The organism is [Pseudomonas] carboxydohydrogena (assembly GCF_029030725.1).
In the GTDB taxonomy this organism is placed as follows: domain Bacteria; phylum Pseudomonadota; class Alphaproteobacteria; order Rhizobiales; family Xanthobacteraceae; genus Afipia; species Afipia carboxydohydrogena.
In genome coordinates this window covers 1194347-1210675 of record NZ_CP113162.1, presented here as the reverse complement: position 1 = coordinate 1210675, position 16329 = coordinate 1194347, and the positions used below count along the sequence as shown (strand labels likewise).

The window sequence follows — 16329 nt, the reverse complement described above, 5'->3', positions numbered from 1 at the left end:
CCGGAGATATATATCCCCCTTAAACATGTAACAAGGAATCGTGATATGAAGCTTACCTGCCCTACTATCTATGGCTTTGGCTTAGGGCCGCCGGAGAAATTTGCATGTTGGTGCTCGCAAGGGACTTCTTGCTCAATTTGGCTGCGGGCGTGGCAACCGACCTTTCTAGTCCGAGCGGGATGATGGGCTACCTACTAACCATAGGCATCATCGCCTATGCCGTCATAGCATGGCACAAGAAGCGTGTTTTGGCGGGAAAACGGGGCATGGATTCTTTGTACGTGATGGCGCTGGCGCTGCTCGTCATCATCGGAGCCACAGGTGTTCTATTCTATGGGATGGGCCTGAGATCAGCGCCCCAAGCCGCCACTGTCGCGGGTCAAAATCCAATACCTGCAGCTGTTGATCCGTGGACCACGTTACGGCGAAACTATTCAGGAAAGAGAAAGACCGCGTTTGATGACAATCTCACAGACTTGTCTCATACGCTAAACGCTGGCTGGAACGAGTTAGATGAGAAGGCGCAAATAGTTCAGCTAGTGAACAGGCCCTCCTATGCTGATCCGCGATGGGAAATTTACGCCCGCATCGACAACAGCTTCTCAGATATGCGCAAAATATTGGCTCGAATTAAAGAAGCCATTTGGAATAAATTGAGATCGCAGTATCCCGATCAACAAAATGATTTGGATGATATTCTTGTCGGGCCTGAGAGATTAGATGCTCTTGATTCAGCTTTGATACAATCCGAGCAGAGCCTCCGTGCCTTCAAGAATCTCATCATGAGTGATGATTTAGGAACGAGAGTAAGCGCCTCGCAATTGTTTTTCCAATCGCAGGAACCTCTTTCCGAGCAAATTGGCTTGTTTCGTTCATGGATTTCTCAGTGCAATTACAGGATAGATGAAAAGAGAAAGGCCCTTGAGCATGTCGAAAACAAATGAGAGATTCGATAAACTTCTACAAATGATGGCTACTCAACCCGTACCTTCGGAAAAGCCTGCAAAAGAAGCTCAAACATCAAAGCAGGCTGACGGCGCAAGTTATGGCGATACTCGAACTCGCGCAGGTAAAGCTGCAAGTGCTTCTTCGAAACCCAAACGTAAGTCCCCGAAATACCCCTCTTAACTTGCGACCAGAACGACTCGATTGAGTTGGTGTGAACATCACCGCGAACGTATTCCTTGGCTGAATGATCGACCATTTCGTGATCGTAGCCGTAACGCTCTTTCAACAGTTTGAAGTTTGACGCTTCGTCCGTGTGGATGCGCGAGCCTTCTTTCACAAAACGCACAATGTGTGGGATGATGTGAGCCTTAGTGCGAGCCTGCACAACGCGGGTAACAACGTCACCACCGCGCTCAACCATGCCCATGACGATAGCTTTGTCGTCCTTGCCCATCTTGTCGCGCCCGCCGATGAAAGTCTCGTCGGCCTCAACTGTCTTGCCCAGGCCACCCATCGGATAGTCGCCGTCCACATAGCCCATGTAGAGGCGGATCAGGTGGCACATGCGCCATGCCGTCTTGTAGGTCACGCCTAGCTGACGCTCGACCTCCTTCGCCGCCACGCCGTTGCGCGTCGTGCAGAAGAGAAACATCACATAGAACCAGTCGCGCAGACTTGTGCGCGTCTTCTCAAACGGGGTGCCTGCGGTCGGATAGACCTGATAGCCGCAATGCTCGCACTCGAAAGCGCGGCGGTTCTTCACGCGATAATAGGTCGCCTCTTTCTGGCACTTGAAGCAGGTGAACCGCTCGCCAAAACGAGAGCGCATCAGGTGATTGAGACAAGAATCCTCGTCGGGAAACCGCTTCTGGAATGCCCGAACGTTAGAAATCTTCTGAGCCATGAAAGGCCGCCTCCCTAAGAATATTTATGTTCTATCAGGGAACGTTTTACATGTCTAGAGGGGATATATCCGGTTTTCAGCATTAGGGAACGAAGATGGGACAAAACCGGCGATCCTTCAAAATGAGAATCTGCCGCCACCTCACCCCATCCCCCGCACCAGATGCATCGCGGCGACCAGCGCGCCAACCGACAGCAGCGCCGAGCCCGCCATGTAGGCGGCGGTGGCGGCGAGTTCGCCCCGTTCGATCAGATAGAAAGTGTCTAGCGAGAAGGTCGAGAACGTGGTGTAACCGCCGCAAATCCCGACGGTGAGAAAAATGCGCGCCGCCTGCGGCAGATTCCATCGCACGGCGAACAGTCCGGCGAAAACACCCATCACGAACGACCCGGTGATGTTGATGATGAGCGTCCCCCACGGGAAATCCGTGCCGAACGCCCTGCCCGCACCGATGCCCACCAGATAGCGCATCACCGATCCAATCGCGCCGCCGAGCGCCACCGCCAGAATAAAAATCCAGTTCACTTGTCTCGTCCTCTCATCATCCATTCGGCCACGCCGGTCAGCGTGCCGAACACCAGCAATGGAACGACCACCTGCGTATCCGCGCCGAGCAGATATGCGGCGATCGTCACGGCCCAGAGCGAGCCTGCGATCCAAAGGGCGATGACAAGCGAATGAGGAAGCTTCGAGAGAGAAAATCTCCGGCGAGGCGGCCCAGCCATTTGTCATGCACCCTTCTCGGGCGCATCGCTGGGAGGAATCATTCCTACCGACGCGAAAGCGCCCGGCAGGAGTCATCAGCCTTGCGGCGGTTATCGGGGAACTCCATCCCCATCAGAATTCAGAAAGGTTAGCGGCTGCAATCCGCCGAAGCAAGCGCGGCGAATGCGTTACGGCATGGCGGCGCGGATCATCTCGTACTTGCCGTTCAACGCCGAGCCAATGCCATTGACCGCCACGATGATAACGATCGAAAGCCCTCCAGCGATGATGGCATACTCGATCGATGTCGCGCCGGACTGATCCAGAAGGAAGCGTTTGAAGGTTTTCATGGGAGGCACCCTACCGGCGAACCCTCAAGGCCCCGTAAATGAAACCGGGCGATTTTACCGGTTTCCGCGAATAAAAGCGCCCACCCGGGGCAAGCCTCCCCGAACCCGAAATCATTCTGGTGTTGTGATGCGATATAATGAGCTGCCACCCGGAAAGGGCTGGCCATCCTCCTGCTAAAATGCCGGGACCGCGCGAGCCACACGTCCCACCTGCGCCCCCGTCTCGTAGATATCGCCGAACAGATAGATGGCGCATCCGAGCGCGATCATGGCCGCAACGATAGCCAGAAGCTGTAGATCGACCGCATCAAAACCGCCCTTGAAGTGAAGATGCATCAGCCGCCTCCACCGGATACGATTTCTGTCTTGCAGCGCTCCCCAGCCTATCACCGTCCCGTTTAACGAACGATGGTGATGATGTGCCTCAGCACGCTGTCCACGCCATGAATGCCATGGCGGTGGTGACGCCGCCCGCGCGACGTGCGCTGCGCGGGCCGATCTTCCGCATCCTCGCTGCTGGTCTGCTGCTGGCTGCCGGAGCGGTCCGGGCCGATGGCCTCGAACTGTGCCTTCTGTTCGTCGCTCAGCGTGCCGTAGAAATCATCCAGCGCGGCATGCACCGATTTCACCGCGCCGAGCAGCGCATCAAGGCGATCGCTCGCCGCCGCAAGCCGCGCGGGCGGGGTCAGCGCGGTGGAGGGGCGGCAGGTCGCCTTCAGCGAATCCGCGGCCTTGAAGGTCGCGTCCTGCAACGCGGTCAATTTCACTTTTTGCGCGTCACTGGGTTGCAGGCGCTTGCTGATCTCGTCGGTCGGCCAGGCGACCGCATCGGAGAGCGAGGTGATGCCACAGCTTCCATCGGACGAAGCCGTGTCCTTGCCGCCCTGCTTCTCGCGCGGCGACATCGCAACAAGCTTCGCCTTCTGGTCGTCATTGAGCAGGCCGTAGAACTTCTCCATCGCCGGCTGGATGATGCCGATCGCCGACTTCATCGCCTCGATCCGTTGCTCCATGGCCGCGAGCCGCGCAGGCGCGGTGAGCGGAAGCGCCGTCGGACAGGCCGCGCGGATGGTCTGAGCCGCCTTCACGGATGCATCACCCAGTTCATCGAGCGCCGCGCGCTGCTCATCGTTCGGCGAGATTGCCTGCTGGATCTTGTCGATCGGCAGGCCGGCGATGTCGCCACTGTCGGCGCCACACATCTGGGCCAACTGGTCGTCGTCGGACGGCTGCGTCTGCACGGCCTGATTGCCGGAGCCACCGGCAGGCGCTGTCGTCCGGCGCGCGGGCATATAGCCGCTCAGCGAATCGTAACCGTAAGGCGAGAACAGCCCGGCATAGATGTCGCCATAGCCGTAATCCCAGAAGGCCGGGCCATAATCATAGCCCCACAGGCCGTAGTCATAGAGGTCGTAATAAGCGAACGGCCAGAACAGCGGTCCGACCCAGCCATAGCCGCCATGACCATGGCGCCACCAGCCGTGGCGGTGGCCATGCCACCCGGCCGTCGCCGCGGCTGCGACCAGCGCCGTACGCGCAGCCGGATTGCGCAATGCATTGCGATTCCGAAGCGCGCCGTTGACCGAACGCGAGCGTAATCCCTGACGCACGGCATTTGCCCGGGGCGAATTCATTCGCGCCGCGCGGTTCGCGGTCGCGGCAATCCCGGCGCGCTGCGACGCCGCGCGCGCGGCATTCCGGGAGCCGCGGCTGGCGGCGCGGCCGACATTGTGAGTTCTGCCTGGCCTTGCAAATGAACGAGAGACCCCGGCGCGGCGGCTTCCGTGGAATTGGCGCACGCCGCCGAAATGACGCGGCCCCCCGAACCGGGCTCCGCTGAAATGACGGCCTCCTCCGTGGAAAGCCCGGCCGCCGCCGAAATGCGCCCCACCAAAACGCGCACCGCCACCATGGAAGGCACGACCTCCGCCGCCAAAATGCGCGCCACCACCGCGACCGCCGCCCATATGAACGCCGCCGCCATGTCCTCCTCCGCCGCCGCCACGGGGGCGCGCGTCGGCCGTTACAGCCATGGCGGTCAGGACAGCAAATGCCACAAGGGCGATTTTAAAAAAGTGTCGCATGGCTTCACGCCTCGCGTAAAAATAATCGTGTGCAAACATATCAATGTTGAATCAAGCTGAAGGTTCCGTCGAATCTGTGCGCCATTGCCGCAGCCGCTCGCCTCGCGCTGGAATCCCAGACGTTATCCCGAAATCGTGAGAACGGATTCGCGATGTTTTGCGTGACTGATGTTTTTAGGACTCGCGTTTTGAAAACACGACGCCCATACTTCAAGCATCACCGTTTGGCCCTCTGGCAACTTCCGGTGACTGAGAGACCGTTGAGCTCCCGCCCTGCTGTTATTGCTTTATGGGGAGACGCTCGCATGACCGACCATATCTCCATCACTCCACTGAACTGGAAGACTCTTGTCGCGCAGGCGCGCGCGGAGGCAGACGCCACTCCAGCAGGCCGCGATCGCAAGAAAATGCTGGAGCGTGCAGAGCTGCTCGAAATGTCGGCGCACATCGAAGGCTGGCTGAATGCCTCCGACCTACGTCCACCGATCGGACGCTGACGCCGCGTCGAACAGAATGAAAATTGAAAAAGCCGAGCGCTAGTGCGCAGCCTTCGCGGCGCTCTTGCCCGAGGTGTTGGCTTTATGGCCGGCCTTCGACGCAGGCGTTTCGGCTGAACGTACATTCGCCCACGGATCGTTGCTCGCCTTTTGATCCGGGATCTTGGACTGGGCGTCGCGAGCCGCTTTCTCGAGCTTGTCCTGACGCGCCTTTTCTTCCGGCGACATCTGACTGCCGCCAAGCTGGAAGCCCGGCATAGGCATTCCTTGCGCCAGCGCGGAGGAACCGGGCATGACGACAAAAGCGGCGGCGGCCAGACAGGCCGCGAAATAGCCCGGTCTTTTCATGGACAAAACTCTCCCGTTGCGGACCGCTTATAGCAAAACCGGCCGCAACGGTCCAAGCCGATCTGAACCGGGCCAAGTCCTTGCGGCGCAATCGTTTCCGGCTCCGCCGCCGGTGTGTGGTTAAAAAGCGGCTAAACCGGGAGCGCGAATTCGCGGCATTGGTCAAAGCCAATGTTGAAGTCTCCCCGCTAGTTTTCGCCAACCGCCAGCGCATCGTATTGCCGCGCGAGGCGGACGGGGACTTCGGACGTGACCGACACCATTCATGCCGCCTCTGTCGCAGGCCAAGCCCGCTCGCCGGATTCGGCGAACGCAGCCGCGCAGCCGCGTCACGATACCCGCGCAATTCCCCTGACCGGCATTTCCCTTCCCGCGTGGCAGTCTCTTGCCGAACGCGCGGCCGAACCGAACGCCTGTTACCTGCCCGAATGGGAATTGGCGGTGAACGCCTTCTCGCCGGGCCGCACTCACGCCAGCGCACTGAGTTGCCATGCGGACAATGGCGACATGATCGGCCTGATGCCGGCGGTCTCCACTCTGCGCGCTTATCAGTTGCCGCTGCCCGCGTTCGTGACCGCCGATGCCTTTCCGCCGCTCGGCACCATCCTGATCGACCGCGACAGGCCCGATGAAGCCGTCAGCGGCTTGATGCAGCAGGCCCGCAACAGCGGCGCGCGCGCACTCATCCTGCGCGATACACCGATCGAGGGCGCGGTGATGCAGGCGTTCACGCGCGTGCTCGCATGGAACGGTCAGCGCCCCATCGTTCTGAAAGCGCACAACCGTGCGCTGCTCGACGCCACCCGCGATGCCGACGCATTGCTGCACGAGGCGCTCGGCTCCAAGAAGCTGAAAGAGTTGCGACGCCAGCGCAACCGGCTCGCCGACACCGGCGAGGTCGTCTATCGCGTCGCCACGACTTCCGGCGACATCATTCCCGCGCTGGAGATTTTCCTCAAGCTCGAAGCCAGCGGCTGGAAAGGCAAGCGCGGCACCGCGCTTCTCCAGAACGAAGGCCATCTTGCTTTCATTCGCCGCGCGGTGCGCGACATGGCGGCAGCCGGTCATTGTCAGGTGATCTCTTTGCATGCGGGCGACACGCCGGTGGCGGCGGCAATCGTGCTGCGCCATCTCGACCGTGCGATCTATTTCAAGCTCGGCGTCGATGAGCGCTTCGCCAGATATTCGCCGGGGGTGCAGATGACGCTGGACCTGACCCGGCAGATGTGCGCCGACCCGGCGATTGCCTCGGTCGATTCCACCGCCGACGCCAACCACTCCATGATCGACCCGATCTGGCGCGAACGCCTCGCCGTCGGCGACATCCTGATCCCGCTTCACCGCAACGACCCGTTCGTGCCGCTGATCCGCGGCGCGCTGGCGCTGCGCCGCGCCGCGATGGTGCCGGCGCGCAAGGCCGTGCATTTCATTCGACGCATAAAGGAAAAACGCTCATGAACGCCGCCTCTCATGTCGCGCCCGTGATTACCGCCCCGAACGATTCGCTGACCCACGACTTTCCGCTGCGGCCGTTCGCGATCCGCCACATGCTGGCCGGGCATCCGCTGCTGACGCTGCCGCGCATCGCGAAACTTGCCTCGGACATGCCGCGCGACCTGATCGAGTACAATTCGGGCGCAGCCAGCATCACTCAGGACCCCGACAAGGTGCAGACCGTGGATCTCGATCCGGTCGAAATCGTCAATCGCATCGAGACGGCAGGCGCATGGATGGTGCTCAAGCGCATCGAGAAGTCGCCGGAATACCGCGCGCTCCTCGAAGACACCCTGCTGTCGGTCGCCCGCGCGCGCGGGTTCGACAGCCTTGAGGACGCGGGCTTCTCGCAGATCGAGGGTTACCTGTTCGTGTCTTCGCCGAATTCCACCACGCCGTTCCATCTCGACGGCGAGGACAATTTCTTCGTGCAGATCCACGGCGACAAGACCTTCGCCATCTTCGACAACCGCGACGGCGCCATCGCCGACAACGCTCAGGTCGAATACTGCACCACCAAGCACCGCAACCTGCGTTACGACGACGGCTTCAAGCCGCGCGGCGTGGAATATCATCTTGTCGGGGGCGACGGCTGCTACGTGCCCTATCAGTGGCCGCACTGGGTCAGGACGGCGGGCACGTATTCGATCTCGATGGCTGTCACCTGGAAGACGCCCGAGGTCCGCCGCCTGAACGACCTGCACACGTTCAACTCGATGCTGCGCGGGCTGGGCCTGCCGCAGGCCGCCCCCGGCCAGAACGCGGCGTGGGATGGCGTCAAGCTCGCATTCTTCCGCACCGTTCGCGGGCTCGTCGAACCGCTGCGCAAATCGGAGACGATGCGCCGCGTGCTGCGCCGGATCGCGCTCGGCAAGAACGCCAATTATTACCTGAAGACCTGAACGGCTCAGACCGAGCCGCTTGTCTCCGCGGCAAGCTGACGGATCGCCGCCGCCAGTTGCTCGGGTGGCTGCGCGCCGGAAATGGCGTATTGCCGCGCGAACACATAGGTCGGCACGCTGCCGATGCCCTTGCTTGAGGCCTCACGCGCCTGCGATGAGATGAGATCGACATCCGCATCGGTGCCAAGGCGCGCGCGTATCTCATGCGCATCGAGCCCTACACCGGCCGCCGCCTGCACCAGCACAGCCGGTTTCGTCAGATCGCCGCCGTCGCGGAAATAAAGCTCCATCAATTTCTGTTTCATGGCCGCCGCCGCGCCGGACGTTGCCGCCCAATGGATCAGCCGATGGCAGTCGATGGTGTTCGGCTGGCGCTGCACGCGTTCGGGATTGTACTGCAACCCCTCCTCCGCCGCCGCTTCCTGGACACGGCCGGCAATGCCCTTGTAAGCCTCGACCGATCCGAATTTGGTGACGAGATATTCCTCGCGCGACATACCTTCGCGCGGCACCCATGGGTTGAGGAAGAACGGCCGCCAGTTCACCTCGACGGCGACATCCGGGGCGAGCGCCAATGCGCGCTCCAGCCGACGCTTGCCGATGTAGCACCATGGGCAAACGACATCGGAGACGACATCGATCTGAAGCGGATGGGATGAAGCCATGACAATCTCTCGCGCGGGAGTGATTCCGAGATAAGCGCGAGAGGCGAATAAGCAAGCGTCAGGCGGTGACGCCGCCGCTGCGCAACGAGGTGCCGCGAGACGCGCGCGCCGTGCTTTCGGGCTGCGGGCCGGGACGCGCGCCGCTCGTCACCGCGCGGGCATACTCGGATGTCCGGCGGCTTGAGGAGCGAGCCGATTTTGCACCAACAGAGGTCTTGGCCTTGGAGACCTTGGCTTTGGACGCCTTGCTTGTGGCGGGCTTGGCTTTGGCGGGTTTCGCCTTGGCCGCCTTCTTCCGCGCCTTCAGCTTCTCCTTCGCCTTTTCGGCGCGAGCCTCCGCGCGCTGCTTCGCCCGCTTCTTCTCGCAGGCCGCGCACTTGCACCCGATCGGCTTGAGGTATTCCTTGAAATACTCGGTGCCGTAATCGTAGTTGATCTCCTCGCCCGGCGCGATGTTCTTGATGGCACGGATATGAACCGTGCGCTTGCGGGAGTTCACATCGGATTCCGCATTCGGCCGGCAGGCGTGATTGATATAGCGGGCGATGTTCTTGCGGACCGAGCCGTCGATGGTCCAGCGGTTGTTGATCTGGAACAGGTACTTGTTCTCGACCGCGTCGTCCTTCTTCTTCCGGCAGTCCAGCATGGGACCGTAATAGCGGATGATCTTGGTGCCCTTCTTGATCGGCTTGGTGGCGAACAGACCGAGTCCGGTCTTGGAGCGTCCGACGCGATAAGGCTTGTTCGGGGAGATAACGGGCATGACCAACCAGAGGATAGAGGACGCCGCTTAGTAGAGCGATTCCGCCAGCATGTCATGCCTTTCGGCGAATTCCACATGACAATGGCGCGACGATCCCCATCTAATCAGGACTATCCACGGTTCCCTGGAAATGCCTATTCGGCGGGCTGCGGCGCCAGCGCGTCCCGCCGCAGCGTCACAAAACTCAGCGTCAGGGCGCAGCAGGCGCAGACGGCGATGATCGTCACCATCGGCAGCGGATGGCCATCGAAAAACAGGCTGGCCAGCGCGATCACCACGCCGCCCGCCACCATCTGCAACGTCCCGGCCAGCGACGACGCGATGCCCGCGATGGGACCATGCTCCTCCAGCGTCAGCACCATGGTCGTGGGGATGACGAGACCGAGGAACGCGAAGCTCATGAACAGCAGCGCCACCAGCACCGCGAGGCTGTCCACCCCCGCCAGCGTCACACCGAGCAGCAGCAGCGCGAAAAACGTATAGATCGCGGCCGCCGTCATCACCACCCGCGACAGGCCGAACTTCCGGCCGAGCGTCGCGGCGAACTGCGACGCGCCGATGAAGCCGAAGGCGTTGATGGAGAAGCCGAAGCTGTATTGCGTCGGCGTCAGGCCGTAATGGCCGATATAGATGAACGAGGAACTGGCGAGAAACGCGAAGAAGCTCGCCATGCCGAAGCCGCCGATGAAAGTGAGGCCGAGAAAACGCGGATCGGCCAGCAGATGGCTGAACCCGCGCAGCACGCTGCGCACGTTCGCCTCCAGCCGCTGATGGTGCAGCCGCGTCTCCGGCAGGAAGACAAAGATCAGCGCGAACGCCAGCACCGCCGCGATCATCACCGCGACGAACACCGCGCGCCAGCCGAACGGCACGATCAGCGCGCTGCCGGTAACCGGCGCGAGGATCGGCGAGACGCTGAACACCAGCATCACCAGCGACATCAGGCGCGTCGCCTCGTTGCCGGTGTGCAGATCGCGAATGATGGCGCGCGGAATGACCATGCCTGCCGCGGCGCCGATGCCCTGCACCACGCGCGCGGCGATCAGCCATTCGACGGTCGGCGCCAGCGCGCAGCCGATTGAGCCCACGATGAACAGCGCCAGCCCGGCATAAAGCGGCGGCTTGCGGCCGATCACATCCGACAGCGGTCCGTAGATCAACTGGCACACGCCGAACGCCATGAAGAACGCCATCAGCGTCATCTGCGTCGCGGCGGTGGAAGCCTTCAGGTCGGTCGCGATCGAGGGCAGCGCCGGCAGATACATGTCGATCGCGAACGGACCGACAGCCGACAACAGGCCCAGCACGATGGCGTTTCTGGCGTAGCTTCGCGAGGACACGGATAAATCTTTCTTCGCGACTCCCTTAAAACGGAGATCGCGACATGCTTGATACAAGAGGATGGGTGCTGGCCGGCCCCGATTCTGCGGAGCGACGCACAGCATCTACCTCAAATCGGCGCCGTTCCCAAGTATCCCGGGAGCGATGACGATTTATTGACCGTCAAAGGCTTTTTGCAGGCCGGCGATGTCGAGTTTGACCATACCCATCATCGTTGACATCACGCGGTCGGTGGAGGCCTGATCGCCGCTCCACAGCTTCGGAAAAATACGCGGCGCGACTTGCCAGGTGACGCCGTATTTGTCCGTCAGCCAGCCGCAGGCCATGGTCTGGCCGCCCGCGCCGAGCTTGTCCCAATAGTCGTCGATCTCCGCCTGCGTATCGCACAGCGCCACCAGTGAGGTCGCCGGGCTGAACTGGAATTGCGGATTGCCGTTGAGCGCAAGCACGCGCTGGCCGTCGAGTATGGCGGTGACGGAAATCACCGCGTCTTTCGAGAACGGCCCGACCTCGCCCGCGCGATGCACGTTCTCCATGCTCGAATTGCGGATGATGGAAACGTAATACCGCAACGCCTCCTCGGCTTCCGACTTGAACCACAGGCAGGGAAACAGATTTGACATCATCGAACTCCGTGTTGCACCCGTTATGCGCCGCCAGAAACCATCTGCGCGGCATAATCGGCCAGACGGTCGAAGGTCGAATTCCAGCCTTCGCCATGCCCGTCACGATCGCCGATGGCATGGAACGGCGACTGCCGCAGCGTCATCAAAGTCCCACCGTTGTCATCCTCGAACGTCACGGTCACTAGCGTTTCGATATTCGGGTGTTCGAGAAAGCGGTTCGTCTCCCATGTGAAGGTGAACACCAGCCTCGACGGCGGCACGACCTCCCGGAAGACGCCGTGCTGCCAGATCTCGATGCCGTCCTCCACCGACTTCAGACAATTGCGCCACTTGCCGCCGACGCGGACATCCATGTGCATCTCGACCGCCGGGTGATGGGTCGGCCCCCACCAGTGCATCGCGTGCTTCGGATCGGTCCAGAGACTGAACACGAGATCGCGCGGCGCATCGAACGTGCGGGTGACGACCAGCTCGCGCTCGGCGACGGGAAGCGGATTGGCCATGACTGACATCGGCTTCACCTTCGCCGATCACATCGGCTTGTTGCAGTTGACCATCCAGTTGGTGCCGAACTTGTCCACGAACGCACCGAACCGCTCCGCCCAGAACGTCTCGCCAAGCGGCATCCCGATGGATTGAGCGCCCTCCGACAGCCCTTTGAAAATCCGCTCGGCCTCCTCCACCGTGTCGACATTCAGACTGACGTCGAAACCCTGCGGCTTGTTGTAGCGGCCGGGTCCGGCATCGGAGGCCAGGATGACCTGATCGCCGACCGACATGCGGGCATGCATGATGTGGTTGGCGAATTCCGCCGGGGGCTTTTCATCGCCGGGCATATCCTTGTAGGGCAGCATCAACTCGATCTTTCCGCCGAGCACCTTTGCATAAAACTTGACTGCTTCCTCGCACTGGCCGTTGAAAAACAGATAGGGATTGATCTTCATGAGCGTATCCTCCGGTCGTGATTGATTGCACTGTGCAGGCGCGTTGCGTCACTTTTGTGTCGCGAGATATTCGTCGAGCTGATCGAACGTGCCGCCGAAGCCCTGTTGCATCGAGCCGAACATGCTCTCGAACATCGCCTGCTCCTCGGCGGAGACGTTGACCGGCCGGCCGCGCAGTTCGATCCGCGTCTTGCCGCCCTCATCGTGGAAGGTCACGACGTTGCGGATTTGCTTCGGCCAGTTGTCGCTGAACGGCGCGCGGGTGATCTCGCCGGATTCATTCGAAAACGAATTGACGAACACGATACGTTCCGGTTTCACGACTTCCTCGTAATGGAAAATGCCCCACCACTTGCAGCCTTCCTGCATCTCCATCGAATAATGGAATGTGCCGCCGGGCGATGCGTCGAGCGCCTCGACCTCGATGACGCAGCCTTTCGGGCCCCACCACTCCTCCAGCGCCTCGCGCTCCGTCCACGCCTTCCACACGGCGTCGCGCGGCGCATTGAAGGTGCGCGTGACGGTGAATTCCTGAGCGGTCGCTGAATCACTTGCCGCCATTTTTACGTCCCTTCCCTTTGACTGATTTTGGCTTCTCCGGTGCGGCGTCAGCCGATTGCAGGCGTTCCAGATAGGCATCGAGCCGGTCGAAGCTCGCCTCCCAGAACCTGCGATAGAAATCGATCCAGCCCGCCGCTTCTTTCAGCGGCGCGGCGTCGAGCTTGCACGGCCGCCATTGCGCGTTGCGCCCGCGCGTGATCAGCCCCGCGCCCTCCAGCACCTTGAGATGCCTGGAGACGGCGGGAAGGCTCATGTCGAACGGCTCCGCGAGTTCGTTGACCGAGGTTTCGCCGAGCGCGAGCCGCGCCAGAATGGCCCGCCTTGTCGGGTCCGCGAGGGCTGAAAACGTGCTGGAAAGCCGGTCCATGGGGCCATTCTCGTATTTAACTTATAGGTTAAATACGATGCGGGAGCGTTGTTGTCAAGCCGGCCGGAAGCAGCCGCACCATGACCGTCGTCATCACCGCCTTTGAAAAATCGCCGGATGGGGAAAGGGGCTTGCCAGCGACCGCGCGTCCGCTGGGCGCTTGAGGAAGTGGAACAGCCTTACGAGGTCCGCGCCGTTTCAGCCCGCGCGATAAAGGAGCCCGCGCAGACACGCGAACAGGCTCCGATGACAACGGCTTCCCGTGTCATTCGCCGATGCCGCAGATCAGCGGTTTCGACGCTCCTCTTCCCGTTGCTTCTCGATCCGCTCGGCGAGCCCTTCGTTCGGCAGGCCCAGGCCGAGAGTGCCACGCTGCTCGAAGAAGGACTCGATGTCATCCGCGCGCTTCTTCGCTTCCGTCTCACTCTCGCTGGTTTGAACCTTGTCGCGTTCCGTCATGGTCCAGCTCCCTGTTCCTCTCCCGGAACAACAAGCAGGCCGCCAATGCGTTCCGCTCCACTTACCCCAGATTCAATTCCTTGAAGAAGTCGTTGCCCTTGTCATCGATGATGATGAAGGCCGGGAAATCGACGACCTCGATGCGCCAGATCGCTTCCATGCCGAGTTCGGGATATTCCACGACCTCGACCTTCTTGATGCAGTGTTCGGCGAGATTCGCCGCCGAACCGCCGACCGAGCCGAGATAGAAGCCGCCGTACTTCTTGCACGCGTCGCGCACCACCGGCGCGCGGTTGCCCTTGGCGAGCATCACCATCGAGCCGCCCGCCGCCTGAAACTGATCGACGAACGAATCCATGCGGCCCGCCGTGGTCGGACCGAACGAGCCGGACGCATAGCCTTCCGGCGTCTTGGCGGGACCGGCGTAATAGATCGGGTGGTTCTTGAAGTAATCCGGCAGCGGCTCGCCCTTCTCCAGCCGCTCGCGCAGCTTGGCATGCGCGAGATCGCGCGCGACGATGATGGTGCCGGTGAGCGCAAGGCGCGTCTTCACCGGATATTGCGACAGCGTCGCAAGGATGTCCTTCATCGGCTTGTTGAGGTCGATCTTCACCGGATCGCCGCCGAGCGAGCCTTCCACTTCCGGCAGATATTGCGCGGGGTTGTGTTCGAGTTCTTCGAGATAGACGCCGTCCTTCGTGATCTTGCCGAGCACCTGACGGTCGGCGGCGCAGGACACGCCAAGCCCGATGGGCAGCGACGCGCCGTGGCGCGGCAGGCGGATCACGCGCACGTCGTGGCAGAAATACTTGCCGCCGAACTGCGCACCGACGCCCATCGACTGCGTCATCTTCCAGATTTCCTGCTCCATCTCGAGATCGCGGAAGGCATGCGCGTCCTCGCTGCCTTGCGTCGGCAGCGCATCGAGATAGCGCGCCGAGGCGAGCTTCACCGTTTTCATGGTGAGTTCGGCGGAGGTGCCGCCGATGACGATGGCGAGGTGATATGGCGGACACGCCGCCGTGCCGAGCGTCAGAATCTTTTCTTTCAGGAAGGCCAGCAGGCGGTCGCGCGTCAGCAATGACGGCGTGCCCTGAAACAGGAAACTCTTGTTGGCCGAGCCGCCGCCCTTGGCCATGAACATGAACTTGTAGGCATCATCACCCTCGGCGTAGATCTCGCACTGGGCGGGCATGTTGTTGCGGGTGTTCTTCTCCTCGAACATCGAAATCGGCGCGAGTTGCGAGTAGCGCAGGTTGCGCCTGAGATACGCATCGCGCGCGCCTTCCGAGAGCGCGGCCTCGTCGTCGCCCTCGGTGAGGACGCGGTTGCCCTTCTTGCCCATGATGATCGCGGTGCCGGTGTCCTGACACATCGGCAGCACGCCGCCGGCGGCGATGTTCGCATTTTTCAGAAAGTCGAACGCGACGAACCTGTCGTTGTCGCTCGCCTCGGGGTCGGCGAGAATTTTCCGCAACTGCGCGAGGTGGCCGGGGCGCAGATAATGGTTGATGTCGACGAAGGCCGCCTCCGCCAGCGCCTTCAGCGCCTCGCGCGAGACCACCAGCATTTCCTTGCCCAGCACCGTCTCGACCCGCACGCCCTCGGCGGAAATCTTCCGATAGGGCGTCTCATCCTTGCCGAGGGGAAACAGCGGGGTGTGTTTGTAGGGCGGCACGGCGGGAGCGGCGAAGGGAGCGTTCATCGGAGCCTCTCGGACAGCGGATAACAGTTTTGAAGCGTTCTAATCGCTTTCCCCCGGCCCGCAAAGACCCCGAAAGTCGCGGTATTCCGGCCGCCAAGGAACGGCTTGCCCAACGCCTCTCCCCGCGCTTCAATGCCGCCATGACCCTTGTCCCCTCGCGACTGCATATCGTTACCGCCTTCATGATACTGCTCGTGTCGGGCATCGCCTCCCCCGCTTATGCCGATCCCTGCGACGAACTGGCCCGCTCGCTCTCCCAGCAGATCGACGGGCTGAAAGTGGGCGGCGCGCGCGGCGGCATTATCTATTTGCAGCATCCCGCCGCCACGCAGGCCTCGCTCGGCTGCCATAGCCGCAACCGGCAGGGCGATTTTTACGCGGCGACCAACCAGAAGAAGCCCTCGGCGGACTTCACCGGCTTCGTCGCCAGCGCCGTGGCGCAGATTTTCACCATCCCGAAAAAGGACGCCCTGCGCGGCGTCAACCGCTGCCTCGGCCGCATCGGCCTGCTGCGCGGCAAGGACATCAAGACCCGGTACCGCAAGCTCGACATCAATTGCGCGGGCACCAAGACCGGCACCAGCGTCACAGTATCGCGGGAGCGCGACGGCTAGACGGTTTCGCCCGCCAAAACCCGGCAACAACCAGCAGTTAAGGCTGTTGATT

At 61.6% G+C, this 16329-nt stretch carries 21 protein-coding genes, 1 pseudogene and 1 riboswitch; of the genes and pseudogenes, 6 read left to right on the top strand and 16 right to left on the bottom strand.

The features are described from left to right. The first annotated feature begins 104 nt into the window (after positions 1–104). Positions 105–944, top strand: a complete 840-nt coding sequence (locus AFIC_RS05875) for a hypothetical protein (RefSeq protein ID WP_275248213.1) — start codon at positions 105–107, stop codon at positions 942–944. A 29-nt stretch (positions 945–973) separates the two neighbouring features. On the opposite strand, the gene AFIC_RS05870 is transcribed toward AFIC_RS05875, so the two are convergent. The 5 genes from AFIC_RS05870 to AFIC_RS05850 all read right to left on the bottom strand — a co-directional run bounded on the left by AFIC_RS05870 (position 974) and on the right by AFIC_RS05850 (position 4991). After that, on the bottom strand, positions 974–1852 hold the full coding sequence (locus AFIC_RS05870; RefSeq protein ID WP_275248212.1) for an IS1595 family transposase: 879 nt from the start codon (positions 1850–1852) through the stop codon (positions 974–976). A 141-nt stretch (positions 1853–1993) separates the two neighbouring features. Then, positions 1994–2377, bottom strand: a complete 384-nt coding sequence (gene crcB / locus AFIC_RS05865; RefSeq protein WP_275248211.1) for a fluoride efflux transporter CrcB — start codon at positions 2375–2377, stop codon at positions 1994–1996. 259 nt (positions 2378–2636) lie between these two features. Further along, positions 2637–2697, bottom strand: a riboswitch (Fluoride riboswitch). 48 nt (positions 2698–2745) lie between these two features. Further along, positions 2746–2907 (bottom strand): Flp family type IVb pilin, encoded by a 162-nt coding sequence (locus tag AFIC_RS05860; protein WP_275248210.1) that lies wholly within the window; start codon positions 2905–2907, stop codon positions 2746–2748. Positions 2908–3081: 174 nt separating this feature from the next. Continuing rightward, positions 3082–3243 (bottom strand): hypothetical protein, encoded by a 162-nt coding sequence (locus AFIC_RS05855; protein ID WP_275248209.1) that lies wholly within the window; start codon positions 3241–3243, stop codon positions 3082–3084. Positions 3244–3305: 62 nt separating this feature from the next. Further along, on the bottom strand, positions 3306–4991 hold the full coding sequence (locus AFIC_RS05850) for a Spy/CpxP family protein refolding chaperone (protein ID WP_420833369.1): 1686 nt from the start codon (positions 4989–4991) through the stop codon (positions 3306–3308). Between the two features lie 305 nt (positions 4992–5296). Between AFIC_RS05850 and AFIC_RS05840 the strand changes: the two genes are divergently transcribed. Beyond that, positions 5297–5488 carry a hypothetical protein gene (locus AFIC_RS05840; protein ID WP_275248206.1) on the top strand — a complete coding sequence of 64 codons (192 nt, stop codon included), beginning with the start codon at positions 5297–5299 and terminating at the stop codon, positions 5486–5488. 39 nt (positions 5489–5527) lie between these two features. On the opposite strand, the gene AFIC_RS05835 is transcribed toward AFIC_RS05840, so the two are convergent. After that, a complete protein-coding gene (locus AFIC_RS05835) occupies positions 5528–5836 on the bottom strand; it encodes a hypothetical protein (protein ID WP_275248205.1) in 309 nt (102 codons plus the stop codon). A 249-nt stretch (positions 5837–6085) separates the two neighbouring features. Here AFIC_RS05835 and AFIC_RS05830 point away from each other — a divergent pair, with 249 nt between their 5' ends. Then, positions 6086–7294 (top strand): GNAT family N-acetyltransferase, encoded by a 1209-nt coding sequence (locus tag AFIC_RS05830; protein WP_275248204.1) that lies wholly within the window; start codon positions 6086–6088, stop codon positions 7292–7294. Further along, the gene (locus AFIC_RS05825) at positions 7291–8232 is read left to right on the top strand and encodes a JmjC domain-containing protein (RefSeq protein ID WP_275248203.1); all 942 of its coding nucleotides are present in this window, start codon (positions 7291–7293) and stop codon (positions 8230–8232) included. Before AFIC_RS05830 ends, AFIC_RS05825 begins: the two co-directional genes overlap by 4 nt. Positions 8233–8237: 5 nt before the next feature. Here the strand turns inward: AFIC_RS05825 and AFIC_RS05820 are convergent, their stop codons facing one another. From AFIC_RS05820 to AFIC_RS05785, 8 genes are all read right to left on the bottom strand, one after another. Further along, positions 8238–8897, bottom strand: a complete 660-nt coding sequence (locus AFIC_RS05820) for a DsbA family oxidoreductase (RefSeq protein WP_275248202.1) — start codon at positions 8895–8897, stop codon at positions 8238–8240. Positions 8898–8955: 58 nt separating this feature from the next. Continuing rightward, positions 8956–9660, bottom strand: a complete 705-nt coding sequence (locus AFIC_RS05815) for an SET domain-containing protein (RefSeq protein WP_275248200.1) — start codon at positions 9658–9660, stop codon at positions 8956–8958. A gap of 134 nt (positions 9661–9794) precedes the next feature. Next, the gene (locus AFIC_RS05810) at positions 9795–11000 is read right to left on the bottom strand and encodes a multidrug effflux MFS transporter (RefSeq protein WP_275248199.1); all 1206 of its coding nucleotides are present in this window, start codon (positions 10998–11000) and stop codon (positions 9795–9797) included. Between the two features lie 153 nt (positions 11001–11153). Next, on the bottom strand, positions 11154–11627 hold the full coding sequence (locus AFIC_RS05805; protein ID WP_275248198.1) for a VOC family protein: 474 nt from the start codon (positions 11625–11627) through the stop codon (positions 11154–11156). A gap of 20 nt (positions 11628–11647) precedes the next feature. Then, on the bottom strand, positions 11648–12139 hold the full coding sequence (locus AFIC_RS05800; protein ID WP_275248197.1) for an SRPBCC family protein: 492 nt from the start codon (positions 12137–12139) through the stop codon (positions 11648–11650). A gap of 18 nt (positions 12140–12157) precedes the next feature. After that, positions 12158–12571, bottom strand: a complete 414-nt coding sequence (locus AFIC_RS05795; RefSeq protein WP_275248196.1) for a VOC family protein — start codon at positions 12569–12571, stop codon at positions 12158–12160. Positions 12572–12619: 48 nt separating this feature from the next. Next, the gene (locus AFIC_RS05790) at positions 12620–13132 is read right to left on the bottom strand and encodes an SRPBCC family protein (RefSeq protein WP_275248195.1); all 513 of its coding nucleotides are present in this window, start codon (positions 13130–13132) and stop codon (positions 12620–12622) included. Further along, positions 13119–13499: an ArsR/SmtB family transcription factor gene (locus AFIC_RS05785; RefSeq protein ID WP_275248194.1), complete on the bottom strand. Its 381-nt coding sequence runs from the start codon at positions 13497–13499 to the stop codon at positions 13119–13121. Before AFIC_RS05785 ends, AFIC_RS05790 begins: the two co-directional genes overlap by 14 nt. 80 nt (positions 13500–13579) lie before the next feature. Between AFIC_RS05785 and AFIC_RS05780 the strand changes: the two are divergent. Continuing rightward, positions 13580–13724, top strand: a pseudogene (locus AFIC_RS05780) (glutathione S-transferase family protein); the annotation flags it as partial. Positions 13725–13784: 60 nt separating this feature from the next. Here the strand turns inward: AFIC_RS05780 and AFIC_RS05775 are convergent. Both AFIC_RS05775 and AFIC_RS05770 read right to left on the bottom strand, forming a co-directional pair. Further along, complete coding sequence (locus AFIC_RS05775) at positions 13785–13958, bottom strand: hypothetical protein (protein WP_275248774.1); 174 nt, start codon at positions 13956–13958, stop codon at positions 13785–13787. A 61-nt stretch (positions 13959–14019) separates the two neighbouring features. Continuing rightward, on the bottom strand, positions 14020–15663 hold the full coding sequence (locus tag AFIC_RS05770; protein ID WP_275248193.1) for a fumarate hydratase: 1644 nt from the start codon (positions 15661–15663) through the stop codon (positions 14020–14022). A 140-nt stretch (positions 15664–15803) separates the two neighbouring features. Between AFIC_RS05770 and AFIC_RS05765 the strand changes: the two genes are divergently transcribed. Next, positions 15804–16277 (top strand): hypothetical protein, encoded by a 474-nt coding sequence (locus AFIC_RS05765; RefSeq protein WP_275248192.1) that lies wholly within the window; start codon positions 15804–15806, stop codon positions 16275–16277. Positions 16278–16329: the final 52 nt, after the last annotated feature.